General features: G+C 71.3%; 23 protein-coding genes. 17 read left to right on the top strand and 6 right to left on the bottom strand.

What is annotated here, in order from left to right; all coding sequences use genetic code 11:
• From AUL34_RS19750 to AUL34_RS19735, 4 genes are all read right to left on the bottom strand, one after another.
• Nucleotides 1–1157, bottom strand: a 1157-nt coding sequence (locus tag AUL34_RS19750) for a cyclopropane-fatty-acyl-phospholipid synthase family protein (protein ID WP_061937787.1), incomplete at its 3' end; no start/stop codon positions are given.
• Between the two features lie 75 nt (nt 1158–1232).
• On the bottom strand, nt 1233–1553 hold the full coding sequence (locus tag AUL34_RS19745; protein ID WP_061937785.1) for a multidrug efflux SMR transporter: 321 nt from the start codon (nt 1551–1553) through the stop codon (nt 1233–1235).
• A gap of 126 nt (nt 1554–1679) precedes the next feature.
• Nucleotides 1680–2162 (bottom strand): thermonuclease family protein, encoded by a 483-nt coding sequence (locus tag AUL34_RS19740; protein ID WP_061937782.1) that lies wholly within the window; start codon nt 2160–2162, stop codon nt 1680–1682.
• 105 nt (nt 2163–2267) lie between these two features.
• Nucleotides 2268–2483, bottom strand: coding sequence for a DUF1674 domain-containing protein (locus tag AUL34_RS19735; protein ID WP_061937779.1), 216 nt, complete (start codon nt 2481–2483; stop codon nt 2268–2270).
• A 162-nt stretch (nt 2484–2645) separates the two neighbouring features.
• Here AUL34_RS19735 and htpX point away from each other — a divergent pair, with 162 nt between their 5' ends.
• Nucleotides 2646–3602: a zinc metalloprotease HtpX gene (gene htpX / locus AUL34_RS19730; protein ID WP_061937809.1), complete on the top strand. Its 957-nt coding sequence runs from the start codon at nt 2646–2648 to the stop codon at nt 3600–3602.
• 66 nt (nt 3603–3668) lie between these two features.
• On the opposite strand, the gene AUL34_RS19725 is transcribed toward htpX, so the two are convergent.
• Nucleotides 3669–4181: an ankyrin repeat domain-containing protein gene (locus AUL34_RS19725; protein WP_061937774.1), complete on the bottom strand. Its 513-nt coding sequence runs from the start codon at nt 4179–4181 to the stop codon at nt 3669–3671.
• A gap of 135 nt (nt 4182–4316) precedes the next feature.
• Between AUL34_RS19725 and AUL34_RS19720 the strand changes: the two genes are divergently transcribed.
• The 8 genes from AUL34_RS19720 to AUL34_RS19685 all read left to right on the top strand — a co-directional run bounded on the left by AUL34_RS19720 (nt 4317) and on the right by AUL34_RS19685 (nt 13003).
• Nucleotides 4317–5702 (top strand): RsmB/NOP family class I SAM-dependent RNA methyltransferase, encoded by a 1386-nt coding sequence (locus tag AUL34_RS19720; RefSeq protein ID WP_061937771.1) that lies wholly within the window; start codon nt 4317–4319, stop codon nt 5700–5702.
• 166 nt (nt 5703–5868) lie between these two features.
• A complete protein-coding gene (locus tag AUL34_RS19715; protein ID WP_192845796.1) occupies nt 5869–7563 on the top strand; it encodes a heparinase II/III family protein in 1695 nt (564 codons plus the stop codon).
• Nucleotides 7564–7651: 88 nt separating this feature from the next.
• Complete coding sequence (locus tag AUL34_RS19710; protein WP_061937766.1) at nt 7652–7855, top strand: hypothetical protein; 204 nt, start codon at nt 7652–7654, stop codon at nt 7853–7855.
• A gap of 220 nt (nt 7856–8075) precedes the next feature.
• The gene (locus tag AUL34_RS19705; protein ID WP_061937764.1) at nt 8076–8867 is read left to right on the top strand and encodes a DUF2189 domain-containing protein; all 792 of its coding nucleotides are present in this window, start codon (nt 8076–8078) and stop codon (nt 8865–8867) included.
• 118 nt (nt 8868–8985) lie between these two features.
• Nucleotides 8986–10599, top strand: coding sequence for a bifunctional phosphoribosylaminoimidazolecarboxamide formyltransferase/IMP cyclohydrolase (gene purH, locus AUL34_RS19700; protein WP_061937806.1), 1614 nt, complete (start codon nt 8986–8988; stop codon nt 10597–10599).
• A 93-nt stretch (nt 10600–10692) separates the two neighbouring features.
• Nucleotides 10693–11115 carry an SRPBCC family protein gene (locus AUL34_RS19695; protein WP_061937803.1) on the top strand — a complete coding sequence of 141 codons (423 nt, stop codon included), beginning with the start codon at nt 10693–10695 and terminating at the stop codon, nt 11113–11115.
• Nucleotides 11116–11211: 96 nt separating this feature from the next.
• Nucleotides 11212–11553 (top strand): hypothetical protein, encoded by a 342-nt coding sequence (locus AUL34_RS19690; protein WP_061937761.1) that lies wholly within the window; start codon nt 11212–11214, stop codon nt 11551–11553.
• Between the two features lie 259 nt (nt 11554–11812).
• Nucleotides 11813–13003, top strand: a complete 1191-nt coding sequence (locus AUL34_RS19685; RefSeq protein WP_061937758.1) for an acetyl-CoA C-acyltransferase — start codon at nt 11813–11815, stop codon at nt 13001–13003.
• Between the two features lie 42 nt (nt 13004–13045).
• Here the strand turns inward: AUL34_RS19685 and AUL34_RS19680 are convergent, their stop codons facing one another.
• A complete protein-coding gene (locus tag AUL34_RS19680; RefSeq protein WP_061937800.1) occupies nt 13046–17929 on the bottom strand; it encodes an NAD-glutamate dehydrogenase in 4884 nt (1627 codons plus the stop codon).
• A 202-nt stretch (nt 17930–18131) separates the two neighbouring features.
• On the opposite strand from AUL34_RS19680, the gene AUL34_RS19675 reads away from it, so the two are divergent.
• The 8 genes from AUL34_RS19675 to AUL34_RS19640 all read left to right on the top strand — a co-directional run bounded on the left by AUL34_RS19675 (nt 18132) and on the right by AUL34_RS19640 (nt 24891).
• On the top strand, nt 18132–18389 hold the full coding sequence (locus tag AUL34_RS19675; protein WP_061937755.1) for a hypothetical protein: 258 nt from the start codon (nt 18132–18134) through the stop codon (nt 18387–18389).
• A gap of 9 nt (nt 18390–18398) precedes the next feature.
• Nucleotides 18399–19304, top strand: a complete 906-nt coding sequence (gene pdxY / locus AUL34_RS19670) for a pyridoxal kinase PdxY (RefSeq protein ID WP_061937752.1) — start codon at nt 18399–18401, stop codon at nt 19302–19304.
• Nucleotides 19305–19314: 10 nt separating this feature from the next.
• Nucleotides 19315–20088: a DUF429 domain-containing protein gene (locus AUL34_RS19665; protein WP_061937749.1), complete on the top strand. Its 774-nt coding sequence runs from the start codon at nt 19315–19317 to the stop codon at nt 20086–20088.
• A gap of 50 nt (nt 20089–20138) precedes the next feature.
• On the top strand, nt 20139–20801 hold the full coding sequence (locus AUL34_RS19660) for a carbonic anhydrase (protein WP_061937746.1): 663 nt from the start codon (nt 20139–20141) through the stop codon (nt 20799–20801).
• A 283-nt stretch (nt 20802–21084) separates the two neighbouring features.
• Nucleotides 21085–21624, top strand: a complete 540-nt coding sequence (locus AUL34_RS19655; RefSeq protein WP_156421023.1) for a protease inhibitor Inh/omp19 family protein — start codon at nt 21085–21087, stop codon at nt 21622–21624.
• A gap of 125 nt (nt 21625–21749) precedes the next feature.
• The gene (gene zapE, locus AUL34_RS19650) at nt 21750–22952 is read left to right on the top strand and encodes a cell division protein ZapE (RefSeq protein WP_082653527.1); all 1203 of its coding nucleotides are present in this window, start codon (nt 21750–21752) and stop codon (nt 22950–22952) included.
• 392 nt (nt 22953–23344) lie between these two features.
• The gene (gene sucC, locus AUL34_RS19645; protein WP_061937743.1) at nt 23345–24535 is read left to right on the top strand and encodes an ADP-forming succinate--CoA ligase subunit beta; all 1191 of its coding nucleotides are present in this window, start codon (nt 23345–23347) and stop codon (nt 24533–24535) included.
• Nucleotides 24536–24552: 17 nt separating this feature from the next.
• The gene (locus tag AUL34_RS19640; protein WP_061937740.1) at nt 24553–24891 is read left to right on the top strand and encodes a hypothetical protein; all 339 of its coding nucleotides are present in this window, start codon (nt 24553–24555) and stop codon (nt 24889–24891) included.
• The last annotated feature ends 73 nt before the right edge of the window (nt 24892–24964 follow it).

Below are 24964 nucleotides of genomic sequence, written 5' to 3'. Positions count from 1 at the left end.
GCGCCCGCCTCGGCCGCCGCCGCCTCGAAATTGGCCTCCAGCCGCTCCGCCCAGATCCGGCAGGTGCGCCCGTAATGCTCGCGCCAGTTCTCGACGTCGTGGACCTCGAACCGGTGCGCCTCCAGCTTCTGCAGCGAGTGGCCGATGTAGTCGAGCTCGCCGCCGGGAAAGATGAAACGCGTGATGGCGCGATACTCGCGCGAGCCCCTGTGGAAGGTCTTCAGGTCCTTCTTGGCCGGCCGGGCGATCGTGTGGTGGAGGTAGAGGCCGCGCGGGCGCAGGAGCTTCCGCACCGCGCCGAAATAGGCGTCGTGGTTGCGAAAGCCGACGTGCTCGAACATGCCGATCGAGGCGATCTTGTCGAAGGTCCCGGTCAGCTCCTGATAGGGCTTCAGCTCGATCGTGATGCGGTCCTCCAGTCCCGCCTCGCGCACGCGCCGCGTGGCGAGATCGAACTGCGCCTTGGAAAGCGTCACCCCGTGGCCGGTCACGCCGTGGCGGGAGACGGCGTGGATCAGGAGCGCGCCCCAGCCGCAGCCGATGTCGAGGAAGCGGTCGCCGGGCGCCAAGCGCAGCTTGCGGCAGATCATCTCCAGCTTGTCTTCCTGGGCGCGGTCGAGATCGTCGTGCCAGCCGTCGAAGTAGGCGCAGGAATAGACCATGCGCTTGTCGAGGAAGAGCTCGTAGAAGCGGTTGGAGACGTCGTAATGGTACTGGATCGCCTGTTTGGTCGATCCGCTGGCTCCCGCATCGGCGCCCGCCTCCGCGCCGGCGGAGGGGCTGGCGTGGGAGGCTGTCCGGCGCAGGCGCCAGAGCGCGGGCAGGAGGGAGAGCAGCCCGCGCTTGTTGAGACGCTTCCAGGCGCCCCTGGCCTTGGCGCGCGTGCCGCGCCGACCCGCAAGCTCCAGGAACGAGCCGCCGGCGACGTCGATCGTGCCGTCCATCCACAGGCCGAGCAGCGTCTCGACGCGGGGGCTGAAGGCGAGGCGCGCGAGGGCGTCCGCGCGCCGAACGACGAGGGCGGGACCATCGGCCGCCCCAATGCGCTCGCCCGTCCACAGCTCGACGGGAAAGCCGGGGTCGAGCGTGCGCACGAGATCGCCGATCGCGGCGGCGACGCGCGCCTCGTCGGGGGAGGGGGCGGGGGAGGAGGTCATCGGCACCGGCACTCGTGTTTCACGTGAAACCCTTCTAGACCGGCGGGAAAGCTGCGGCCACCCGCCCCGCGGTTTTCAGCTTGTAGGCGCCCATTTCATCAGGACGATGCCCGAGAGGATGAGACCGGCGGCGAGAAGGCGCATGGGATGGGCGCTCTCGCCGAACCACACGAGGCCCACCAGGAAGGCGCCGAGCGCGCCGATGCCGGTCCAGACCGCATAGGCCGTGCCGAGCGGCAGCGAGCGCATCGCGGCGGCGAGCAGCCCGAAGCTGCCGAACATCAGCACGAAGGTCACGACGCTGGGCACGAGACGCGTGAAGCCGGCCGACTGTTTCATAGCCGACGCCCAGCCGACCTCGAGAAGACCGGCGACGAGAAGATAGGCCCAAGGCATGAGGATGTCGCGTTTTCTGCCGGGTCGTCCCGAGGAAGGACGCCACGAAGCGTCGGGGCGCGGTCGTCCGCCGCCTTGCCGCCTCCAGATGGACCGGCGGGGTCACCGGTCAAGACGCATGGAGGCTCAGCCGCGCCCCAGTCCGGACGGCGTTCGCCGGCTGCCGACGGTGGCGCACCAGTCGCGCCGCCGGCCGCCGTCATAGGCGTCGACATGCCCCTCGCGCAGAAGCCGGGCGCCGAGATCGGGCTCCGTCGGCGACGCGACATCGGCCAGGACGCGGCCGAAATACTTGTCGCCCGAAACCCGCGTCAGCCAGACCGGTCCCCTTCCCACGAGAGCCGTGAGACGATCGCGCGCGTCGCCCGCCGCCGCGGTCTCGGCCGCGCAGGCGCCCTTCAGTTCGGGCGCATCGATGCTGCGAAGGCGGACCGCCACACGCACCGTCTGCATCGGCCAGATCAACGCCTCGACCTCGATCGTGTCGCCGTCGCGCACCTTGACGACATGCGCGAGGATCGGCCAGTCGATCTCGCGCGGCCAGTCCTGCGCCCGCACCGGCGAGCCGCAGAGCACGATCAGGGGAAGGAGGAGGCGGGCGATTCGCATGCGGCCAGGATGACACGGATAGGTCAATATTCCCATCAACCTGTTCCGATCGGCGAGGTTCCAGTAAGGATCGATCCCCGCGGCAGGACAGTCATCCTATGAAGGTCAGAAGTCGGAGATGATGCCGTTCCGCTCCCAGTCGCCGAAGCGCGTCGGCTCGGCGCCGCCCCGCCCGTTCACTTCGGCCGGCCGCTCCGCCTCGGCCTCGGCAGCTCGCCTCGCCTCCGCCTCCGCCAGCGCGCGGCGGGCGGCGGGGGGGAGGTCTTCCGGGCGGCGCGCAGGGGCGGCGGGTGTCGGGGTGTCGGCTCGGGCGTCGGACATGGGGAAAGCTCACGGCAAAGGGATCGCGGATGAAGCGGCGGGGTGGGGCGCGGCCGTTGACCACCGCCCGTCCGCGTCCCACTTCGGGAGGAGAGATCGGCGTCGGCGAGCCGCTTGGCAAGCCCGACCGCCGAAGACGCCAGCCAGGAGCCCGAGCCGCCGATGAACGCCACCAAGACCGCCATGCTGATCGCCGGGATGACGGCCCTCTTCACCGGCGTCGGGTTTCTCATCGGTGGCGGGCGCGGCATGGCGATCGCCTTCTGCATCGCCGCGGCGATGAACCTCTTCTCCTACTGGAACGCCGACAAGATGGTGCTGCGCATGCACCATGCGCGGGAAGTCGACGCCCGCACCGCGCCTGAATACTACCGGATCGTCTCGGAACTTGCCGCCCGCGCCAACCTGCCGATGCCGCGCGTCTACGTCGTCGAGAACGACCAGCCCAACGCGTTCGCCACCGGCCGAAACCCGGAAAACGCGGCCGTCGCCGCCACCACCGGCCTCCTTCAACGGCTGACCCCGCAAGAGGTCGCGGGCGTGATGGCGCACGAGCTCGCCCATGTCCAGAACCGCGATACGCTGATCATGACGGTGACGGCGACGCTGGCCGGCGCGATCTCCATGCTCGGCAATTTCGCCTTCTTCCTCGGCGGCAACCGCGAGAACAACAACCCGCTCGGCTTCATCGGCGTCCTCGTCGCGATGATCGTCGCGCCGTTCGCCGCCATGATCGTGCAGATGGCGATCTCGCGCACCCGCGAATATTCCGCCGACCGGCGCGGCGCGGAGATCTGCGGCAACCCGCTCTGGCTCGCCTCCGCGCTTGCCAAGATCGCCGATGCCGCCGGGCGCACGGTCAACTACGACGCCGAGCGCAATCCCGCGACCGCGCACATGTTCATCATCAACCCGTTGAACGGCCAGCGGATGGACGGGCTGTTCTCGACCCATCCCGACACGCAGAACCGCATCGACGCCCTCGGTGCGATGGCGGCGGAGATGGGCGCGGTCCAGCCTCGCGCGCCGGTCGCGGCCGGTGCGCGTCCCGGTCCATGGAGCGGCGCGGGCCGCGCGCCGGGCCGGGTTCCCGGCCGCCGCAAGGGCCCCTGGGGCTAAAGGCGGAGCCGCTCGTTCCCCGCCGGGAAGCGCCGGTCGCCCGTGAGCCGAAAGCCAGCGCCGTGCTCAATCCGGCGAGGCGGGCGCGAGAAGCGCCGGGGTCCGGCGGGCGCCCATCGTTCGTGCGGCGCCCAGGGCATCGATGCCGTCCGGCGTCGTCCGGGTCCTGTCCGCCCCGTGGGCGAGCAGGAGTTCCACCATCTCGACCCGGTCGAACATGGCCGCCATCATCAGCGGCGTGCGCCCGTCCGGCCCCGCCGCGTCGACGCCCGCGCCGCCCGCAAGAAGCGCGCGCGCGGCCTCCGTTTCGCCCTTGAACGCGGTTCCCGCGAGCGGCGTCTGGCCCCGGTCGTTGGCGCGGTCCGGGTCGGCGCCGTGGGCGAGAAGCAGCGCCACCGCCGCCGCATGGCCGTGATAGCTCGCCAGCATCAGGAGCGTGTCGCCCTTCTCGTTGGCAAGGTCGGCCGGCAGACCCCCGGCCAGAAGCGGCTCCAGCCCGTCCGCATCGCCTTCGCGCGCTAGCGCGAACACGCGGGCGGCAAAGCGCAGGGTCTCGTCGTCGGGGGTGTCGTCGTTCATCGGGGCCAAGCTCCGTGTCGCCATCGTGCCCGTCCTGTGCCGTGCGCCGCCTGCGAACGCAACGGTTCGGGGCACGGCGGTCCGACGCGCGCGCGGGGCTTGCTCCCGAGACGGCGGCAGCCCATAGCATCGCGGATGAAAAGCCCTCGTCCGCCCCAAACGTCGCCCAAGCCGCCGCGTCCGTTCAAAGCCGCGGCGCCCGACCGTCCGGGGCTGGCGAGCCGGCGCGTCGCCGCCCGTCTCCTCGCGGCGGTGGTCGACACGCGCACCTCGCTCGACGGGCTCACCGACCGGGGCCACGGACATCCGGAGTTCCGGGCGCTGGAGGCACGCGACCAGGCGCTCGTGAAGGCGATCCTGACCGTGGCGCTGCGTCGCCGGGGCACGATCGAGGCCGTCGTCTCCGCCTGCATCGAGAAGCCGCTGCCGGGCGGCGCGGCGTCGCTGCGCCACATCCTCCATGTCGGCGCGGCGCAGATCCTGTTCCTCGACGTGCCCGATGCCGCCGCGGTCGATCTCGCCGTCAGCCAGGCCAATGCCGATCCGCGCTCGGCGCGCTTTGCCAAGCTCGTCAACGCCGTCCTGCGCCGCATCGCGCGCGAGGGCGCCGCGCTTCTGGCCGCGGTCGAGACCCCGGCCCTCGATACGCCGTCGTGGCTCCTCGATCGCTGGACGGCCGCCTACGGCGCGGCCGAAGCGCTGCGGATCGCAGCGATCCACCGTGTGCCGGCGCCGCTCGACTTCACCGCCCGCAGCGCACCGGCCACCGTCGCGGCCCAGGTCGGCGGCGAGGTCCTGCCGACCGGCACGGTGCGGCTCACCGGGGGCGAGGGCCTCGTCGGCGAACTCCCCGGCTTTGCGAGCGGCGACTGGTGGGTGCAGGATGCCGCCGCCGCCCTGCCGGTGCGCCTGCTCGGCGAGCTTGCCGGGCGGCGCGCCATCGACCTCTGCGCCGCGCCGGGCGGCAAGACGGCGCAGATGGCGGCGGCGGGCGCCCACGTCACCGCGCTCGACATCTCGGCCTCGCGCCTGCGCCGCCTGAAGGAGAACTTCACCCGCCTCGGCCTCGCCGCCGAGACCCATGTCGGCGACCTCGCCGCCTTCCGGCCGGAAACCCCGTTCGACGCGGTGCTCCTCGACGCGCCCTGTTCCTCCACCGGCACGATCCGCCGCCATCCCGACGTCGCCTGGACCAAGACACCGGAGGAGGTCGAGAAGCTGGCGGGCGTCCAGGCGCGCATGCTGCGCGAAGCCGCAGGGCTCGTGGCGGCCGGCGGCCTTCTCGTCTTCTCCAACTGCTCGCTCGACCCGGTGGAGGGCGAGGCGGTGGTCCGCGCCTTCCTGGCGGAGCGGAAAGATTTCGCAAACGAGCCGGTGCAGCCGGACGAGGTGCCGGGGCTCGCGGACGCGATCACGCCGGAGGGCTACGTGCGGACCACGCCCGCCATGCTGGTGCGCGAGACGCCGGAAGCCTCCGGGCTCGACGGCTTCTTCGCCGCGAGGTTGCGCCGCCTCGGCTAAATCTCTGGCCCGCAAGGCCTTCCGCGCAAGGTCCGCATCAGCCTGCCGCCTCGTGGTTGCGGTCCGTTAAGGGCTCGTTAACCCTGTTGGCCGAAATTGGTCCTCGATCACCCCGCGCTCGTGTCGGCGCGGATCGATGGAGGCCGCTTTGGGCGAGGGAATGCGGATGACGACGGGTTTCGTCGACGAGCCTCGCCTGGCCGGACTGATGGTGCGCGAAATCGCGCGCCGCGCCGCCTCGCGGATGCGCACGCTCCTGCGCCACCCCCTGTCCTGCCCGACCGCCGGCAACGGACTTCCCGTAGCGGTGCTCGGCGACCTGCGCCGGGGCGATCCGTCGGTCGCGCGCGGCTTCTATGTCGGCCACGTCTGGCTCGCGGGGCAGCTCGTCGAACTCAACGGCCGCTCGCCCTTCGCGCTCCGCGACGAGGCGCAACCCTGGCGCGCCGAACTCCACGGCTTCGGCTGGCTTCGCCATTTCGCCAGGGCCGGCGACGCCCTGTCCTGCGAGCACGCGCGTTCGCTCGTCGGCGACTGGCTGCGCCTCGGCCGACGCCAGCGCACCGCGCTCGCCTACGAGCACGAGGTCGCGGCGAGCCGCATCCTCGCCTGGATCTCCCACGCCCCGACGGTGCTGTCGGGCGCCGACGCGGCCTTCACCGAGCGTTTCGCCCGCGGGCTCACGGCCGAGACGCGCCAGCTCCGCCGCATGGCGGGCTCGGCGCCGGCCGGCCTCGCCCGGTTGCGGGTGCGCATCGCCCTCGTGGCCGCGGCCCTCGTGCAGCCGAACGCGCCCCAAGCCGTGCGCCAGGCCGCCAAGCTCCTCGGCGAAGAGCTCGACGCACAGGTCCATGCCGACGGCGGCCACATCTCGCGCAACCCGGCGGCCGTCTCCCAGATCCTCGCCGAGCTCGTGCCGCTGCGCACGCTCTTTGCCGAGCGCGGCCTGCCCGCGCCGCGCGGCGTGTTCGGCGCGGTGGACCGCATGCTGCCCGCGCTTCGCTTCTTCCGCCATGGAGACGGGGCGCTGGCCCTCTTCAACGGCGCGGGCGCGCCCGACCATCACCTCGCGGCCGCCCTCCTCCAGCACGACGAGACGCTGGGCGAGCCGATCAGCCAGATGCGCCAGTCCGGCTATCACCGGCTCGCCGCCGGGCTGACCGTGGTGGTCGCCGACACCGGCGCGCCGCCCGCGCCCGACGTCTCGCACGACGCCCATGCCGGCACGCTGGCGCTCGAATTCTCCTCCGGCGGCCGCCGGTTCGTGGTCAATTGCGGCGCGCCGGTACGCATCGACGGCGGCTGGCGTCGCCTGTCTCGCACCACGGCCGCTCATTCCACGCTCACCCTCAACGACCAGTCCTCGTCCCGCTTCTCGCGCTCGGAAGCCGTCGACCGCTTCCTCGGCGGTCCGCTCCTGCCGGGGCCGACCCGCGTGCCGGTGAACCGCGAGGAAACGCGCGAGGGCCAGGTTCTCACCGCCGCCCACGACGGCTATCGCCAGCCCTTCGGCTTCGTCCACGAGCGCCAGCTCTTCCTGTCGCGCGACGGGCGGCGGATCGAGGGCATCGACCGCCTGTTCCAGGCGGCCGGCCGCGCCCATCGCATGGCCTGCGACGAGCCGATGGGAACGCTTCGGTTCCACCTCCACCCCGATGTCGAGGTGGAAACGGCCGGAGAAGGGCTGCGCCTCGTCCACGGCGAGGAGGTGTGGTGGTTCTTCTCCGACGGGGAGGCGCAACTGGAGGAATCGATCTTCTTCGCCGATGCCGCCGGACCGCGCCGCACGCGCCAGATCGTGCTGCCGCTCGACTGCCTCGACCGCACCGACCTCAACTGGCGGTTCGAGCGCCAGGGGTGACGGCCGGCTGACGGCGGGCGGGCCGACGAACGGCGACGCCCGGCCATCGCGCCCTATCTCCGAGGGCAACCCGCCCGGAGATCCGCCCATGCATCGCATCTGTCTCGGCCTCGGCCTTCTCGTTCTCCTGTCGGGCTGCGGCAGCATGAACCGCGCCGTCGGCGTGCTTCCCAACACGCTGGACGATCTCGGCGGCCGGCGTGCCCCCGCGGCGGGCTCCGCGGCCTCCGCGCCTGCCGTCCCCGTCCGCCCCGCCCAGCCCGGCGACGCGGCGCTTGCGGTGCGGCCTTAGGGCCTTCATTTGTCGCATTGTCGGCGCGCGAAAGCCGTTTCGGCTTTCGCTGGACATGCTCGAGGGGCGTTTCGCCCATCTCCGCTCGCCAAGAGCGGATCTGCGGCCTAAGTTCTCCCGATCGCATGCACGGGAGTTCGGCTCCTGGCCGCCCGCTCCCGCCGGTCCGACCGGCCATGATGCTTCGACCGGCTCATCCTCGGCCAGAGGAGAACGGATCATGAGAGCTCTGCCCATCGATGCGTCCCGGCTGACGGGTGATCGCCTGCCCGCGATCCGCCGCATCACCACCGCCGATCTGACCTTGAGCCTGTCGAAAGGCCTGTCCGACTTCCGCCGCCGGCCGACGCATCTGGTGTTCCTGGCCGCGATCTATCCCCTGGCCGGCATCGCGATCGCCCTCGCCGCCACCAATGCCAACGCCTTTCCCATCCTGTTCCCGCTGGTCGCGGGCTTTGCGCTTCTCGGCCCGGTCGCGGCGCTCGGCTTCTACGAGATCAGCCGCCGCGAGGAGCAGGGCGAGCATCCCTCCTGGCGCGAGGCGTTTGCGGTTTTCCAGGGGCCGGCGCGCGGGGCGATCACGCGCGTCGCCCTGACGCTTCTCGCCCTGTTCGCGCTCTGGCTCCTCAGCGCGCAAGCGTTGTTCGCGCTCCTGGCGCCGGACGTCTCGGCCACCAGCTACCCGCGCTTCCTCAACGCGCTTCTTTCGACATCGGCCGGTTGGACCCTCCTCGTCGTCGGCCACCTCGTCGGCTTCCTCTTCGCGGCCGTCGCCTTTTCGATCGGCGCCCTGTCCCTGCCGCTGATCCTCGACCGGGGCTACCGCGCTGGCGAGGCGATGGCGGCTTCCGTCGCGGCGGTGCGGGCGAACCCGATGACCATGGCCGTCTGGGCGGCGATCGTCGCGGCGCTGGTGATGCTCGGGTCGCTGCCGCTTCTCGTCGGCCTCGCCGTGGTGCTGCCGGTGCTGGGCCACGCGACCTGGCATCTCTACCGCCGGGTGATGGGATAGGCACCCAAGCGCCCGCCGTCATGGTTGTGCGGCGGGCCGGCCCGTCCTATGGGGGCGGCATGAAAGGCGCGCCTCCCGCCCGAGGCGGCGCCTCGTGCCGCCCGAGAAGGATGCCGCCATGGCCGTCGCCGCCAATCGCACCCCCGCCCCCGATCGCCACAAGGTCGCCCGTGCCCTCCTGTCCGTGTTCGACAAGACGGGGCTGGTGGAGCTGGCGAGGGGGCTGAGTGATCTCGGCGTCGAACTGGTCTCGACCGGCGGCTCGCGCGCCGCGCTGGAGGCGGCCGGACTTCCCGTGCGCGACGTCGCGGAACTGACCGGCTTTCCCGAGATCATGGACGGGCGGGTGAAGACGCTGCATCCGAACGTCCACGGCGGGCTCCTCGGCATCCGGGGCGACGCGGCGCATGCGGCCGCGATGGACACCCACGAGATACACGGCATCGATCTCCTCGTGGTCAACCTCTACCCGTTCGCCGAGACGGTGGCGTCCGGCGCCGACCGCGCGGCGATCATTGAGAACATCGACATCGGCGGCCCGGCCATGATGCGCGCCGGCGCCAAGAACCATGCCTATGTCTCGGTGCTGACGGACCCGGCCGACTACGCCGACGTTCTCGCGGAACTGCGCGCCAACGGCGGCGAGATCGGCCTCGACCGGCGCCGTCGCCTCGCCGCCAAGGCCTACGGCATGACGGCCGCCTACGATGCCGCGGTCTCGACCTGGTTCGCAGGCGATGTGGAGGAGACGGCCCCGACCCGGCGCGCCTTTGCCGGCACGCTCGCCTCCTCGCTGCGCTACGGCGAGAACCCGCACCAGACGGCGGCCTTCTATCTCGACAGCTCGAAGCGGCCGGGCGTCGCCACCGCGCGGCAAGTGCAGGGCAAGGCGCTGTCCTACAACAACATCAACGACACGGACGCCGCCTTCGAGCTCGTCGCCGAATTCGATCCGGCGCGCGCGGCGGCGGTCGCCATCATCAAGCACGCCAACCCCTGCGGCGTCGCGGAAGGCTCGACGATCCTCGAGGCCTACGGACGGGCGCTCGCCTGCGATCCCGTCTCGGCCTTCGGCGGCATCGTGGCGCTCAATCGCCGGCTCGATGCGCAAGCGGCCGCCGAGATCATAGAGGTGTTTACCGAGGTGATCATCGCGCCGGACGCCGACGAGGAGGCGATCGCCCTCGTCGCCGCCAAGAAGAACCTGCGCCTGCTCCTCACCGGCGGTCTGCCCGACCCGCGCGCGCCGGGCCTTGTGGTCAAGTCGGTGGCGGGCGGGCTCCTCGTCCAGTCGCGCGACGCCGGCACGGTGGACGCGCTCGACCTCAAGGTGGTGACGAAGCGCGCGCCGACGGAGGCCGAGATGGCGGACCTGCGCTTCGCCTTCCGCGTCGCCAAGCACGTGAAGTCCAACGCCATCGTCTATGCCAAGGATCTCGCGACGGTCGGCATCGGCGCCGGCCAGATGAGCCGCGTCGACAGCGCGCGCATCGCCGCCCGCAAGGCCGAGGACGCGGCGGAAGCGGCCGGCGGCCCGGTGCTGACGACAGGCTCGGTCGTCGCCTCCGACGCCTTCTTCCCGTTCGCCGACGGCCTCCTGTCGGCGGTCGCGGCCGGGGCGCGGGCGGTGATCCAGCCCGGCGGCTCGATGCGCGACGCCGAGGTGATCGCCGCCGCCGACGAGCACGACATCGCCATGGTCTTCACCGGCATGCGCCACTTCCGGCACTGAAGGCGAAAACCGGGGGCGGGTGCTCGCGCCAGCCCTTGCCCCCTCGCCCGATCCGCGATGGAATGCGGCCTGAAACCGGAGCGGAGGATGGCGATGGGCCTTGAGCGGATCACGGTGGAAACGAGCGTGCGCGCGCCGGTGGCGGAGGCCTGGGACGCCTACACCACGCCGGACCGCATCCGGCAATGGAACTTCGCCTCGGACGACTGGCACTGCCCCGCCGCCAGCGTCGACCTTCGCGAGGGCGGCGCGTTCCGCTCGCGCATGGAGGCCAAGGACGGGTCGATGGGCTTCGACTTCGCGGGAACCTACACCGCCGTCGTCCCGCACGAGCGGATCGACACGGCGTTCGGCGACCGGCACGCGAGCGTCGTGTTCCAGCCGGCAGGCGAGGGGACCCTCGTCCGGGTGTCGTTCGATCCGGAGACCGAGCATTCCCTCGACCAGCAGCGCCAGGGGTGGCAGGCGATCCTCGACAATTTCCGCCGGCACGTCGAGGGCGCGGGCGGGCATTAGCCAGCGGGGCTCGGCGCGCACGCCCCGGCCTTCGGATTCTCGCCAGGGAGCGATCGGGCGCGGCGGGCGTTTCCCTCATCGAACAGGAGATGTCCGATGACCCATCGCTTTCTCGCTCCGCTCTGCGCCGCGCTTCTCTTGAGTGCCGCTTCCGCCGCCGTTGCCCAGACCGCGGTCCCGCCGCCCGCATCGGCAAACGAGGACGCGCCGGGCCAGGCGATTCCCCCCTCCACCGACCCCTGCGCCGCGCAGCCCGGTGCCGACGGCGGGTCTTTGAGCGGCCAGCTCGCCGAATGCGGCGGCGTGCTGGTGCCGCCCGAGACCGGCACGAGCGGCATCGAGGCGCCGGTGCCGGCGCCAGATCCCGGCACGACGCCGGTGATTCCGCCGGACGCCGTGCCGAGTCCGAACGGCGACGGCAGCGCCAACCCGACCTGAGACGACGCCCGGCCGAGCGCCATCTGCCGGGGGGCGTGCTGTCTGCGGCCCCGGCCTCTTTCATGCGACAACGTCCGAAGGCGCGCGCCCGTGTCGGCGCCGTGCGGGGGCGAACAACCCCATTTCGGCGAAGGGCGGATTCGTCTCCTCGGTCGCCGCGGCTGGCTGTCGGATACGAGGCCGGGGCGTATCTAACCAAGGGGAGCGGACTGTGACCCGGCGCACGGTCATCGCCTGGGGACACGAAGGGAGAAGGCACATGCGCGTCGATCCGGTCGTCATCGTGGCAGCCCGCCGCACGCCGCTCGGCGGGTTTCTCGGCGATCTCGCATCGCTCGGTGCCAGCGATCTCGGCGCCGTCGCCATCCGCGCCGCGATCGCGCAAGGCGTTATGGCCGGCGACGCGGTGGACGGCGTCCTCATGGGCTGCGTCCTCGGCGCTGGTCAGGGCCAGGCTCCGGCCCGGCAAGCGGCCCTCAAGGCGGGCCTCGGGCTCGGCGTGCCGGCCGTCACGCTGAACAAGATGTGCGGCTCGGGGATGCAGGCGGTGATCTTCGCCCACGACCAACTCGTGGCGGGATCGGCGGATGTCGTCGTCGCGGGCGGCATGGAGAGCATGAGCAACGCCCCCTACCTCCTGCCCAAGGCGCGCGAGGGCCTTCGCATGGGGCACGGCCGCGTGCTCGACCACATGTTCCTCGACGGGCTGGAGGACGCCTACGAGAAGGGCCGGCTGATGGGCACCTTCGCCGAGGACTGCGCCGGCACCTACGGCTTCTCGCGGCAGGAGCAGGACGACTATGCGCTGGCATCGCTGTCGCGCGCGCTGGAGGCCGGCCGCAGCGGGATCTCCGCGGGCGAGATCGTCCCCGTCGAAGTGCCCGAACGCGGCGGCGCCCGCGTCGTCGGCGAGGACGAGCAGCCGGCGAAGGCGCGCGCCGACAAGATCCCGACCCTGAAGCCCGCCTTTCGCGAGGGCGGCACGGTGACGGCGGCCAACGCGTCCTCGATCTCGGACGGGGCGGCCGCGCTCGTCCTGATGCGGGCATCGGAGGCCGAGCGGCGCTGCGCGACGCCGCTCGCGCGCATCGTGGGCCATGCCGTCTTCGCGCATGAGCCCGGCCTCTTCACCACCGCGCCGGTCGGCGCGATCGGCAAGCTTCTTCAGCGCTGCGGCTGGACGGTGCCCGAGGTCGATCTCTGGGAGGTCAACGAGGCTTTCGCCGTGGTTCCCATGGTGGCCATGCAGGACCTTGGCATCGCCCACGAACGGATGAACGTCCTCGGCGGCGCCTGCGCGCTCGGCCATCCGATCGGCGCTTCGGGCGCGCGCATCCTGGTGACGCTCCTCAACGCGCTGCGAGCGCGCGGCGGTTCGCGGGGCGTCGCGGCGGTCTGCATCGGTGGGGGCGAGGCCACCGCCATCGGCCTCGAGCTGATCGACGAGTGAGGCCGCCGGACATCCGGCGTGCCCCCGCCATGGCATCAGCGTTCAGACACCGACATCCTGCAGCAGGCCGGCGGCGAGCGTCAGGCGCGACACGGACGTCTCGCCGGTTCCCGCCAGCCGCTGGAGCTGCTCGGCGGCCGAGCGCAGCGTCTCGCCCTGCGCCGCCGTCCAGTCGGCGACCGGATCGTCGCCTTCGCCCTCCTGGAGCGCCAGGATCGTCAGGCGGCGACGCTCGCGGGCGATCTGGCTGCCGGCCCGCTCCAGCGCCAGCGTTTCGTAGTAGTCCGTGGGGCGAAGCGACACGAGCGCTTCCTCCAATCGGCCGATATGCAGCGCCTGGATCACCGCGAAATAGGCGCGCATCGCTTCGTCGAACGGCCGGCCCGTTTCACGTGAAACACGCTCGACATCCGGCACGAGCGCAAGGAGGGGCAGGCGCGCGATGCGCGTGGCGAGTTCCTCCGGGACGCCGGCCGCCGTCCATCCCGACTGACGCGTGAAGAACTCGTCGCGGGCGTGCTCGCTGGCAATGTCCACGAGAGCCGGGCCGAATTTGGCCGACAGGTGCCTGAGCGCCGCGACGGTCTCGCCGAGATCGAAGGCGCCGGAGCGCGCCAGACCCACGACGCCGACCTGCAGGAAGAACGACACGGCGGCATAAAGCTCGTTCTGCAGGGCGCCGGGCAGGCGCGCGTCGAGCGCGTCGATCTCCCGAAGAAGGTCGGGGATCTCGAACCCGTCATGGACCGCGACATAGGCTGCCGCCAGCGCCGAGCCCGAGCGGCCCGTGGCGTCGCGCAGGACGGTCGCGAAGGAAAGGCCGAGATGGTTGACGAAGGCGTTGGCCAGCCCCGTCGCCACAATCTCGCGGCGCAGGCGATGGGCGAGGACATCGGCCTCGAACTTCTCGCGCAGCGCTTTGGGAAAATAGGCCATGAGCCGGCCGGCGAGATAGGGATCGTCCGGCAGGGGGCTCGCGACGAGGGCGTTGAACAGATCGATCTTGGCATAGGCCAGGAGCACCGCGAGTTCGGGCCGCGACAGGCTCTGGCCGCGCGCCCTGAGATCGGCGATCGCCGCCACCGACGGCAGGGTCTCCACCTGTCGGTCGAGCGCGCCCGTCTCCTCCAGCGCCGCCATCAGCCGGGCCTGGAGCGAGAGACGCGAGACGCCGGCCTTTTCCTCCAGCGAGATGGCGAGCGTCTGCGCGTAGTTGTTGGCGAGCACCAGCGCCGCCACCTCGTCGGTCATCGAGCCGAGAAGCCGGTCGCGTTCCTCGCGCGACAGGCGTCCCTCGGCGAGCGGCTGGCGCAGCGCGATCTTGAAGTTGACCTCGACGTCCGAGGTGTTGACGCCGGCGGAGTTGTCGATCGCGTCGGTGTTGAGCCTGACGCCGGAACGTGCCGCCTCGATGCGGCCGGCCTGGGTGAGGCCGAGATTGGCTCCCTCGCCGATCACCTTGGCGCGGATCTCGCGGCCCGTAACGCGGACGGGATCGTTGGCGCGGTCCCCGACGTCGAGGTTCGTCTCGGTGGAGGCGCGGATATAGGTGCCGATGCCGCCGAACCAGAGAAGGTCGACGGGGCTCTTCAGGATCGCGGTGATGATCTCCGCGGGCGTGCCCGTGGCTTTGTCGAAGCCGATGGCGGCGGCCGCTTCCGGCGACAGGCGGATCAGCTTGTCGCGCCGCGAGAAGACGCCGCCGCCGCTCGAGATCGCGGAGCGGTCGAAATCGGCCCAGGAGGAGCGGGGCAGGGCGAAGAGGCGCTGGCGCTCGGCGAACGAGCGTTCCTCGTCCGGGTTCGGGTCGATGAAGATGTCGCGGTGGTCGAAGGCGGCGACGAGCCGGATCTTCTTCGACAGGAGCATGCCGTTGCCGAAGACGTCGCCCGACATGTCGCCGCAGCCGGCGACCGTGAAGGGCTCGGCCTGGATGTCCCACGCCTGGCCGTCGCGACCCATCTCGCGGAAGTGGCGCTTCACCGCCTCCCATGCGCCGCGCGCCGTGATGCCCATCGCCTTGTGGTCGTAGCCGGCCGAGCCGCCGGAGGCGAAGGCGTCGTCGAGCCAGAAGCCGCGTGCGCGCGCCACGGCGTTGGCGGTGTCGGAGAAGGTCGCCGTGCCCTTGTCGGCGGCCACCACGAAATAGGGGTCGAGATCGTCGTAGGCGACGACGCCGGTCGGCGTCACCGTCTCGCCCGACGGCTCGAGGTTGTCGGTGACCGACAGGAGCGAGGCGATGAAGACCACGTAGGCCGAGCGGCCGCTCTCGAACCAGGCCTCGCGGTTGGCGGCGTCGGCGAGGCGCTTCGGGAAGAAGCCGCCCTTCGAGCCGACCGGCACGATCACCGCGTTCTTGACCTGCTGCGCCTTCACGAGGCCGAGGATCTCGGTGCGGTAGTCCTGGGAGCGGTCGGACCAGCGCAGGCCGCCGCGCGCCACCGGGCCGAAGCGCAGGTGCACACCCTCGACGCGCGCGTCGAAGACGAAGATCTCGCGGTAGGGCACCGGGGCTGGCATGCCCTCGATCCGGTGCGGGTCGATCTTGAAGGCGAGCGCGGGCTTCACCGCCGTCGGGACCGAGTTCGGGTCGCTCGAGACGTCCGGCACGGCGTAGAAGTTGGTGCGAAGGGTCGCCAGCACAGCGCCCATCAGGCGGCGCACCACGCGGTCCTCGTCGAGGCTGGTGATCGCGTCGAGCGCGCGGCGCAGGGACAGGAGCGGGGTCAGCGCGCCGCGCGCGGCAGCCAAGGCCGCCTCCGCGTCGCCTTCCAGTTCGGCGGGTACGGGATCGCTGCGGCGCTCGCGCGCCGGGTCGAAGGCCGAGGCGAAGAGGTCGATGAGCGCGCGCGCGACGTCGGGCTGGCGTTCCAGCACCTGCGCCATGAATTCCGCGGTCGTGGCAAAGCCGGTCTGCCGGAGGTAGCGCGCATAGGCCCGCAGGAGGTTGGCCTCGCGCCAGTCGAGGCCGGCCGAGAAGACCAGCGCGTTGAAGGCGTCGTCCTCGATGCGCCCGTCCACCACGGCCTGGAGCGTCGCCTCCAGCGCCAGACCCTTGTCGGCAGGGGCGGCGAAGGTGTGGCCGCGGGGGATCAGCTCCATGTCGTGGAGCCAGACATGGGCGCCGTCGGCGCGCACGATCTCGTGCGTCTGCTCGGCGAGCGGCGAGAAGCCCATGTTCTCGAGGATCGGAACCCGTCGCGACAGGGGCAGGGCCGCGCCCAGGTGGAAGATCTTGAGGCGCAGCGAGGCGTCCTCGTCGCCCTCGCGGGTGTAGAAGTCGATGCCGAGCGGCGCGCCGGCGCGAAGCTCCAGGATGCGGGCGGCGTCCTCCACCGCCTCTTCCGGGTCCACCGCGTCGCGGTAGCCGCCCGGCAGGCCGGGGGCGAGCGACGTCAGCTCGCCGATGCGCCCCGTGCGCGCGGCGGCCCGCTCGAAGGCCAGCGACCAGTCGCGCGCGATCGCGGCGATCTCGGCCTCGAGCTCGGCCTGGTCGGGCTCCGGGGTCGGGCCGCCGGCACGCCCGATGATGAAATGGATCGTGGCGAGCGCGCCTTCGGGGAAGTTCGGGTAGTAGGCCGAGACGTGGCCGTCGTAGCGCGTGGCGAGCAGGACGCCGATCTCGTCGCGCAGGCGCGCGTCGTAGCGTTCGCGCGGCACGAAGACGAGCACGGACACGAACCGGTCGAACCGGTCGATGCGCGGCAGGACGCGGATGCGCGGTCGCTCGCCGAGCTCGGTGACGATGCCCACGAACCGCTCCACGAGATCGACGTCGATCTGGAACATCTCGTCGCGCGAATAGGTCTCCAGCGCCACGGCCAGCGCCTTGCCCGAATGCGAGCCGGGCGCGAAGCCGAAGCGCTCGATGACGGTGGCCGCCTTGCGCCGGAGATAGGGGATGGTGGCGAGCGGGCGGGTGTAGGCGCCCGAGGCGAAGAGGCCGACGACGCGAAGCTCGCCCGTCAGCCCCCCGTCGGCGCCCCGCAGCTTGACGCCGACATAGTCCATGTAGCCGCGCCGATGGACGCGCGAGCGCGTGTTGGCCTTGGCGACGATCAGCGGCTCGGGGTCCTCCAGGAAGGCGCGAAGCTCGGGGCTCGGCTCTTGCGTCCCGCCCTCGCGGCGCAGCACCCGCACGCCGGGATCGCGCAGGATCCCGAGATCGCTCCCCTCGACGCGCCGCAGCGCCTCGCCGTCCGCATGGTAGTCGAACTCGCGCAGGCCGAGAAAGATGAAGTTGCCGTCGCACAGCCAGTCGAGAAGGGCGGCGCCCTCGCGGTCGGCGGCGGCGGCCTCGGTGGCTTCCCCGGCGGCCGCGCGTGCCTCGATGGTTCGGGCCGCCGCGCCGACGCGCGCGCGCATGGCCGCGAAGTCGGCATTGGCCACCGCGACCTCGGCGAGGATCGCCTCCAGGCTGCGCGCCAGCGCCTCCTCGCCGGCCGGGTCGGGCATCGGCTCGATCACGACCTGGATCAGGCTGACGGGATCGCCGCCCGCCGCGTTCGGCCGGCGCTCGGCAAAGCCTGTGGGCGCGCCGTCGGGCCCGCGCTCGACCGCGAGGATCGGGTGGGAGATCTCGTGGATGGCGGGGGCGCGGTCGGCGATCTCGGCGATGGCCGAATCGAACAGGAACGGCATGTCGTCATGGGCGATCGTGACGGCGGTCACCGGCTCGCCGGCCCGCAGTTCGCCCCGCAGGCGACGCACGGACACCACCGTCTGACCCGGCCGGTGCCGGTCGAGGACGGCAACGGCCTCGTCGGTGAGCTTGGCGAGGGCTTCCGGGGCGAAGGCGGCGAGATCCTCGGCGGGCGGACGGGCGAACAGAAGCGGCGCCAGCCGGGCGCCGGGCGCCCCCTCCGGCAGGTGTGCCAGAGCGCCGGCGATGATCCGGTTCTTGGTCGGGTTCTGCTCGGTCGGCATGATGGTCCCCTTGGGAAGGCTGTCGGCCCGGCTTCGAGCCCGGTAGCGAATCATCGCATCGGCTCGTGACGGGATCATGAGGGCGCGGCGAGGGCAACCTTGCTTATAGGGCGCGCGGATGCCCCGGCGATCTCTCTCAGCCCTTGCGGCCGGCGTGCCCTCGTATTGCTCTCGTCATGCTTTTGCGCCAGGGTCCAGGCCCATGACGAACCCTTCCGACGACCGAACCCGGCAACGGCAAGCCGAGGCCATCCTGCGCCGCGTGCGCGAGGAAACCGAGCCCCAGACCGGAGCGGCCGCCGAGAGCATGGCGCGGGGTCTGCGCCGGCATTTCTGGGCCGGCGACGCGGACCCGGCCGATCGGATGGAGGTCCTCGGAACCCGGATCGGCCGGCTCGCCGGCCTCGTGGCGTTCCTCGGCCTCGCCATCGGTCTCGCCTACCAGCTTTCCGCCGTCTGAAGGGCCCCGATGAGCCTCCCCGCTTCCCCATCCGGCGGGGACAAGCCGGCCGTCCTGTCGATCTCCAGCCATGTCGCGCGCGGCACGGTGGGCAACCGGGCCGTCGTCTTCGCGCTGGAGTCGCTCGGGCATCCGGTCTGGTCGGTGCCCACCGTCACGCTGCCCTGGCACCCCGGACACGGGCCGGCGACGCGGATCGTGCCGGACGAGGCGGCGTTCGCGTCCTTCATCGACGATCTCATGCGCGCGCCCTGGCTCGGCGAGGTCGGGGCGGTGATCACGGGCTATTTCGGGGCCGCCCATCAGATCGAACCCGCGGCCCGGCTGGTGGACGCCGTGCGCCGTGCGAACCCGCGCGCGCTCTATCTCTGCGATCCCGTGATCGGCGACGGCGGGGAGGGGGGCGGGCGTCTCTACCAGCCCGCCGAGACGCTGGCGGCGATCCGCGATCTCCTGGTGCCGCGCGCCGATATCGCGACCCCCAACCGGTTCGAGCTGGAGTTCCTCACCGGTCTCGAATTCTCCACCAACGCCCATCTGGCGGAGGCGGCGAGCGCGCTCGGGCCACCCCGCGTCGTCGTCACCTCGGCCTTTCCGCTGCTGCGCGGCGGGATCGGCAACCTCCTGGTGGAGGAGGGAACCACGATGCTGGCCGAGCACCGGCGCATCGAGGGCGTGCCCAACGGGCTGGGCGATCTCACCGGCGCGGTGTTCCTGGCCCGCATCCTCGCGGGGGCGACCGGCGAGAAGGCGTTGCAGGGCACGACGGCCGCCGTGTTCGAGATCCTGGCCCGCACCACCAAGCGCGGCGCGGACGAGCTGACGCTGGAAACCGACGCCGACAGTCTCAAGACGCCGATGGCGATGGTCCAGATGCGCCGCCTCGCACCGGCCGGAGGCGGGCGCCGGGCGTGAGGCCGCCGCGTTGAGGACGCTGGCCGGCGTCGACGGCTGCCGGCGCGGCTGGATCGCGGCGATCGAGCGGGGACCGAGCGACGCCGGGCTTGCGGTGTCCTCCGACTTTTCCGCGTTGCTGGCCGCCCTGCCGCGCGACGCGCTGGTCGTCGTGGACATGCCGATCGGCCTGCCGGAGAGGATCGGGGGCGGCGGGCGAAGCGCCGAGAGGGCGGTCGCACCGCTTCTCGGCCGGCGGCGGTCGAGCCTCTTCCCGATCCCGGCGCGGGCGGCGGTGGAAGCCTGGGACGGCCCCCACCCGGACGAGGCCGGGCGCGCCGCCGCGCATCGGCGCGCTTCGAGCCTGGCGCGCGCCGCATCCAAACCGCCGCGCGGCGTCTCGCGCCAGGGCTTCATGCTGTTTCCCAAGATCCTGGAGATCGACCGGCTCCTGCGAGCCGAGCCCGGTCTCTGCGACCGGGTGTTCGAGAGCCATCCGGAAGCCGCCTTCGCCGTGTTGAACCGCGGATCGGCCATGACCCATGCGAAGAAGCGCATGGGCCGGCCCCACGCGCCGGGGCTGGAGGAGCGCCGCGCGGTGCTGCGTAGCCATGCGTTGGCCCTAGGGCTTCTCGCCGCGCCGCGGCCGGCGGGGGCCGGCGAGGACGACCGGATCGACGCCTGCGCGATGCTGCTCGTGGCACGGGCGATCGCGGCGGGCCGCGCATGCCCCCATCCGCAACCCCTGCAGCGGGACGCGCACGGTATCCCGGTGGCGATCTGGCTGCCCTCCGCGGCTCTGTGAGCGCGGCGCAAACTGGTCTAGAAGCGTTCGAAACCCGCTACGGAGCGACGATGACCCTTCTCCCCGAAACCCTCGTGTCCGGTTACCGCAGCTTCGTCCAGGGCCGCTACCTCCAGGAAACGCAGACCTATCGGGCGCTCGCGCGCGACGGGCAGACGCCCGAGACCATGGTGATCGCCTGCTGCGACTCGCGCGCCGCGCCCGAGACGATCTTCGGCGCCGGGGCGGGCGAGCTCTTCGTGGCGCGCAACGTCGCCAACCTCGTGCCGCCCTATAATCCGGACGGCGAGTTCCACGGCACCTCGGCCGCCTTGGAGTTCGCGGTGCAGGCCCTGAAGGTCAGGAACATCGTGGTGATGGGCCACGGCCGGTGCGGCGGCATCAAGGCGGCGCTGACGACCGACGCCGAGCCGCTCTCGCCCGGCGACTTCATCGGCAAGTGGATGAGCATTCTCCAGCCGGTGGCCGATACCGTGGCGGCCAACGAGCTGATGACGCCGGGCGAGCGGCAGACGGCGCTGGAGCGGATCTCGATCCGCACCTCGATCGCCAACCTCAGGACCTTTCCCTACATTGCCGCGCGCGAGGCGGCGGGCGAGCTCGGCCTGTTCGGCGCCTGGTTCGACATCTCCACCGCCGAGCTCTGGGCAATGGACCCCGAGACCGGCGACTTCCACCGCCCGCTCGTAGACGTGGAAGACGCCGTGATCTGAGGCCGGGCCCCGCCGGTCGTCCCGCCCCGCGACGCCCGTCGCGGCACGAGCGGCGCGGATGCGCCGGGATCCGCGCGGGACGGGGGCCGCGGTGCGACGCCCGCCACGGGCTCGCTCGCGGGCCGCGACAGGCGTGGCACGGTGGACACAGAGCTTGCGACGCCGTCGCCTTTTGCGGGCGTTTCCATTGCGAAACATGGTAAACACCCTTTCTACACGGGTGATGCGGACGATGCGCCTTGTGGCGCGCGACAACCAGAGACGGGGAACGGGGATGACCCAGATGACGAAAACGGGCCTCGGCCTTCTGGCGGTGCTGGCCCTGGCGGGCTGCCAGTCGGCGGCGCCGACCTTCGGCGGCGGCGGCAATGTCCGGTCGGGCCCGGCGCCGCTCCGCCCGGCCCCGACGGGTCAGGTCTATTCGAACCAGCTTCCCCCGCCGCCCCCGCCGCCCGCCGCTCCGGTGACGCCGGCAGCGCCCCCGGCGGACGCCGCGGCGGCCGGTGCCCAGACGCCGGCCCCGACGCAGACCGCCTCCACCGCGCCGGTGACGCGCGAGGGGCTCGTCGGCGCGTGGCGCGTGTCGTCGGGCGGCGGCAACTGCCAGATCTTCATGGCGCTGACCCAGTGGACCGGCGGCTATCGCGCCGCCTCGCGCGGCTGCCCCGGGCAGGTGGCCGACGTGTCGGCCTGGGACGTTTCGGGCTCGCAAGTTGTGCTGAAGGACTCCAGCGGCTCCACCGTGGCCACGCTCAACAACACGGGCGGCACGCGCTACGAGGGCACGACGAGCGGCGGCCAGTCCGTCAGCCTCTACCGCTGATCTTCGGCAGGCGACGCCGCGCGAACGTGCGCGGCGTCGCCCCTTGCTCGGTCGATGGCACGCAACGCCATCGTTCCGGCCTCGAAACGAGGCCGCCGCACCCGTCTTCCAGAAGGTCTCCTCCTATGTCGCATCAAGGCTACGGCTCTGTGGGAGGCGAGCGCGGACCGGTGCGCGCCGAACTCGCGCGGCGCGTCGGGGCGGGGACGCTTCGCGAGGACGCAGTGCAGGCCGGCGTCGCCGACCGGCTGGACCGCCTGGGGCGCGAGTTGAAGGCCGCGGCGCTTCCCACGAAATCCAGCGCTCTCGGCTGGATTTTCGGCAAGCGCGAACGGCCGCCCGCGCCGCGCGGGCTCTACATCCATGGCTCGGTCGGTCGCGGCAAGTCCATGCTGATGGACCTGTTCTTCGCCAAGGCGCCGATCGAGGCCAAGCGACGGCTCCACTTCCACGAGTTCATGGCCGAGATGCACGGGCGCATCAACGCGCACCGCGCGGCCGTGAAGGCCGGCGAGGCGAAGGGGGACGACCCGATCCCGCCGGTGGCGGAGGCCGTGGCGTCCGAGACGCGGCTGCTGTGCTTCGACGAGTTCACCGTGACCGACATCGCCGACGCGATGATCCTGTCGCGCCTCTTCGACGCGCTCTTCGCGCGTGGGCTGACGCTCGTCGCGACCTCCAACGTCGCGCCGGACGACCTCTACCGCAACGGGCTGAACCGCCCGCTCTTCCTGCCCTTCGTCGAGACGCTGAAAAGCCATACCGACATCCTCTTTCTCGACGCGCCGACCGACTACCGGATGGAGACGATCGGCGCGGGGGACCTCTACGTCACGCCTCTGGGACACGAGGCGGATCGGCGGATGGACGCCTTGTGGCGATCGATCCTCGGGGGTGCCGAGGAGCAGGCCGAGACGCTTCCCTTCCGCGGCCGAACGATCGCGGTGCCGCGGGCGGGCGGGGGCGCGGCGCGCTTCCCCTTCGCCGACCTCTGCTCCCGGCCGCTCGGGGCGGCGGACTTCCTGGCGCTCGCCGCGCACTACCACACGCTGATGGTGGACGGCGTGCCGGTCATGGGGATGAGCGAGCGCAACGAGGCCAAGCGCTTCATCCTCCTCGTCGACACGCTCTACGACGCGCACCGGCGGATCGTGGTCTCGGCCGAGGCACCGGCGGACAAACTCTACCGGGCCGCCGGCGGCACCGAGGCGTTCGAGTTCGATCGCACCGTCTCGCGCCTCATCGAGATGCGGTCGGACGCCTATCTTCACGACGCCGGGCAGCTTCGCGCCGAGGCGAACGGGACCGCCGCCGCCGAAATCTCGTGAAAATTTTCCGACAGGGCGGACGTCGGGCACCTCGTTGGAATCATACCGGGAAACGAATTACGCTTACGTAACTCCCGCATAGCCTAACCGGTTGAATTCCCTTGTGCTGCGCCGCGGCCATTGCATGAACGCCCGAAAGCGGAGTATCCCCCTGCCCGACGCAGGAGCCCTGTTGCGCCCATTCGCCGGAACGCGGTGGGCCGGCTCGGCCCTTGCCCGGCGGCGGCCGATCGCTCGCCGCCCAGCATCGAAGGGCGCCCGATGACGACATCCCGACCGCTTGTCCAGCCCACGCGCGGGCTCGATGCGCCGGGCCCATGGAGCGGTCGTCGTCCCGGCACCCCGGCCCTTTCTCCTTCGTTCCTCGCACCCATCCGAGACGGGAAGCTTTCATGAACATCCACGAATACCAGGCCAAGCAGGTCCTCAAGGGCTTCGGCGCTCCGGTCGCCTCCGGCGTCGCGATCACCAGCGCCGGGGAAGCCGAGGCCGCGGCCCGGCAGCTTCCCGGACCGCTCTATGTCGTGAAGTCGCAGATCCATGCCGGCGGCCGCGGCAAGGGCAAGTTCAAGGAGCTCGGCGAGGGCGCCAAGGGCGGCGTGCGTCTGGCCAAGTCCGTCGAGGAGGTCGTGGCCCACGCCAAAGAGATGCTGGGGCATACGCTCGTCACCGCCCAGACCGGCGACGCCGGCAAGCAGGTGAACCGCCTCTACATCGAGGACGGCGCCGACATCGCCCGCGAGCTCTACTGCTCGCTGCTCGTCGATCGCTCCGTCGGCCGCGTCGCCTTCGTGGTCTCCACCGAGGGCGGCATGGACATCGAGGCGGTCGCCCACGACACGCCGGAAAAGATCATCACGGTCGCGATCGACCCGGAGACCGGCGTCACGGACGCGGACGTCGCCAGGATCACGCAGGCCTACGGCCTCGACGGCGCTGCCGCCGAGGATGCCAAGTCGCTCTTCCCCGCGCTCTACAAGGCCTTCACCGAGAAGGACATGGCGCTCCTCGAGGTGAACCCCTTGATCGTGATGACCGACGGGCACCTGCGCGTCCTCGACGCCAAGGTGTCGTTCGACGGCAACGCCTTGTTCCGCCACGAGGACATGAAGGCCCTTCGCGACGAGACCGAAGAGGACGCCAAGGAGATCGAGGCCTCCGAGTGGGACCTCGCCTATGTCGCGCTCGACGGCAACATCGGCTGCATGGTGAACGGCGCGGGCCTTGCCATGGCGACGATGGACATCATCAAGCTCTACGGCAAGGAGCCGGCGAACTTCTGCGACGTCGGCGGCGGCGCCTCGAAGGAAAAGGTCGCGGCGGCCTTCAAGATCATCACGGCGGACCCGGCGGTGCAGGGCATCCTCGTCAACATCTTCGGCGGCATCATGAAGTGCGACGTGATCGCCGAGGGCGTCGTCGCGGCCGTGAAGGAAGTCGGCCTGAAGGTGCCGCTCGTCGTGCGTCTCGAAGGCACGAATGTCGAGCTCGGCAAGAAGATCCTCAACGAGAGCGGCCTCGCCATCACGGCGGCGGACGATCTCGACGACGCTGCGCAGAAGATCGTCGCGGCTGTGAAGTAACCGAAGGCGCCGGCGGAATGGAACTCCTTATCCTATCGGTTCCATCCATTCTCGCCGCCGCACTGGCAGCCGTGATCCTCGTCCTGACCTGTCGCGCCCTCATGGCACTCGGTCGCTTCGTTCCCCACGGTAGAACCCTGATCGGCGGCACCTTTGTCGCCGGCAACATTCTAGGGCCGATCTGCTTCCAGGCTTGGATACAAAGTTTGGATGTGGATGGTCCATCTGGGCTCGCGATCTTTATGGCGTGGGTTTTCATCTGGGCGACCGCGCTCTTCAGCCTCGCGTTCTTCGTAGGGTCGATGATGGAGCGCCGACCCGGTCGACCTCGCCAGCTTCGTCGGAGCTGGAACTGAATTTGTCATCGAGCCGAAGGGTCTGGCCTTCGGTTTCAACTTGAAATTCGGCATCACCTCGCCCGAGTGTGCC

The sequence above is a fragment of the Aureimonas sp. AU22 genome (assembly GCF_001463745.1).
Classification (GTDB): domain Bacteria; phylum Pseudomonadota; class Alphaproteobacteria; order Rhizobiales; family Rhizobiaceae; genus Aureimonas.
The sequence above is the reverse complement of the archived record's forward strand: the minus strand, read 5'-3'. Positions and strand labels throughout refer to the sequence as shown.

Coding starts and splice junctions, on each gene's coding strand:
- AUL34_RS19745 (WP_061937785.1), bottom strand. CDS start 1,553: ATGCCTTGGGCCTATCTTCTCGTCGCCGGTCTTCTCGAGGTCGGCTGG.
- AUL34_RS19740 (WP_061937782.1), bottom strand. CDS start 2,162: ATGCGAATCGCCCGCCTCCTCCTTCCCCTGATCGTGCTCTGCGGCTCG.
- AUL34_RS19735 (WP_061937779.1), bottom strand. CDS start 2,483: ATGTCCGACGCCCGAGCCGACACCCCGACACCCGCCGCCCCTGCGCGC.
- htpX (WP_061937809.1), top strand. CDS start 2,646: ATGAACGCCACCAAGACCGCCATGCTGATCGCCGGGATGACGGCCCTC.
- AUL34_RS19725 (WP_061937774.1), bottom strand. CDS start 4,181: ATGAACGACGACACCCCCGACGACGAGACCCTGCGCTTTGCCGCCCGC.
- AUL34_RS19720 (WP_061937771.1), top strand. CDS start 4,317: ATGAAAAGCCCTCGTCCGCCCCAAACGTCGCCCAAGCCGCCGCGTCCG.
- AUL34_RS19715 (WP_192845796.1), top strand. CDS start 5,869: ATGACGACGGGTTTCGTCGACGAGCCTCGCCTGGCCGGACTGATGGTG.
- AUL34_RS19710 (WP_061937766.1), top strand. CDS start 7,652: ATGCATCGCATCTGTCTCGGCCTCGGCCTTCTCGTTCTCCTGTCGGGC.
- AUL34_RS19705 (WP_061937764.1), top strand. CDS start 8,076: ATGAGAGCTCTGCCCATCGATGCGTCCCGGCTGACGGGTGATCGCCTG.
- purH (WP_061937806.1), top strand. CDS start 8,986: ATGGCCGTCGCCGCCAATCGCACCCCCGCCCCCGATCGCCACAAGGTC.
- AUL34_RS19695 (WP_061937803.1), top strand. CDS start 10,693: ATGGGCCTTGAGCGGATCACGGTGGAAACGAGCGTGCGCGCGCCGGTG.
- AUL34_RS19690 (WP_061937761.1), top strand. CDS start 11,212: ATGACCCATCGCTTTCTCGCTCCGCTCTGCGCCGCGCTTCTCTTGAGT.
- AUL34_RS19685 (WP_061937758.1), top strand. CDS start 11,813: ATGCGCGTCGATCCGGTCGTCATCGTGGCAGCCCGCCGCACGCCGCTC.
- AUL34_RS19680 (WP_061937800.1), bottom strand. CDS start 17,929: ATGCCGACCGAGCAGAACCCGACCAAGAACCGGATCATCGCCGGCGCT.
- AUL34_RS19675 (WP_061937755.1), top strand. CDS start 18,132: ATGACGAACCCTTCCGACGACCGAACCCGGCAACGGCAAGCCGAGGCC.
- pdxY (WP_061937752.1), top strand. CDS start 18,399: ATGAGCCTCCCCGCTTCCCCATCCGGCGGGGACAAGCCGGCCGTCCTG.
- AUL34_RS19660 (WP_061937746.1), top strand. CDS start 20,139: ATGACCCTTCTCCCCGAAACCCTCGTGTCCGGTTACCGCAGCTTCGTC.
- AUL34_RS19655 (WP_156421023.1), top strand. CDS start 21,085: ATGACGAAAACGGGCCTCGGCCTTCTGGCGGTGCTGGCCCTGGCGGGC.
- zapE (WP_082653527.1), top strand. CDS start 21,750: ATGTCGCATCAAGGCTACGGCTCTGTGGGAGGCGAGCGCGGACCGGTG.
- sucC (WP_061937743.1), top strand. CDS start 23,345: ATGAACATCCACGAATACCAGGCCAAGCAGGTCCTCAAGGGCTTCGGC.
- AUL34_RS19640 (WP_061937740.1), top strand. CDS start 24,553: ATGGAACTCCTTATCCTATCGGTTCCATCCATTCTCGCCGCCGCACTG.